The organism is Streptomyces mutabilis (genome assembly GCF_014649815.1).
GTDB classification, from domain to species: Bacteria; Actinomycetota; Actinomycetes; order Streptomycetales; family Streptomycetaceae; genus Streptomyces; species Streptomyces mutabilis.
In genome coordinates this window covers 1-765 of record NZ_BMTT01000132.1, presented here as the reverse complement: position 1 = coordinate 765, position 765 = coordinate 1, and the positions used below count along the sequence as shown (strand labels likewise).

1 protein-coding gene is annotated in these 765 nt (G+C 25.5%); it reads right to left on the bottom strand.

The genetic code is table 11. The features are described from left to right. Positions 1-312, bottom strand: a 312-nt coding sequence (locus IE142_RS39750; RefSeq protein WP_191889429.1) for a RepB family plasmid replication initiator protein, incomplete at its 3' end; no start/stop codon positions are given. Between the last annotated feature and the right edge of the window lie 453 nt (positions 313-765).

The following is a 765-nucleotide window of genomic DNA, read 5'->3' as shown; positions in this document are numbered from 1 at the left end:
CTGTGTATCCACGTTAACTTCATAACCAGTAAATAATACAAATTTCTTAAATGATAAGCCACTTCGTTCAGTATAAGTTAAACTTAACAATTTATCATAAACATGTTCCAAATCTTTAACAAATCTCTTTTGGGAACGATGATAGTAATTACTTAAGTGACGTAATTCTTCAAAAGAAATAGAAACTTCTTTTATATCTTGTTCCTTAAGTTTATTGCAAAGGCTAAAGAATATATCAATCTCTGTACTTGTAAATTTACGTAGAGGTACTAAATTCATTTCGTTTTGGTATACAACAGTTTCTCCAGACATGACATGATTACACTCCTATCCCTAAAGTAAAGACACCCAAAAAAATAAAGTGTCTTTACTTTAGGTCTTTTATCTTTATAAATGCTATATTAACAGAATATCAACTACAAAAAGTTCCCTTTAACATTTGGAATCCATTGTTGCTCTAAGACTCAAAGATACTCTAAAAAGAATTTAAAAATGTTTGTAAAAAGATACTAAAAAATTTCATGTAAAAAAGCTATTATTACATTCACAGTCTTTTTTACTAATTTTAATAGTAACAATATTACAATCCTCTTATTTATTTTTTAAGAAAACGTAAATTTGATTAAATTTATTTAAAAGTAGAAGAAAATTATTATAATATATGTTATTTTGTTTTAGTAATGATTTTATATGTAAGGAGGTTTGTTTTTTATGGAACACATTTCAAAATTAGGTGAAGCTATCGTTAATACTATTTCAGCATCC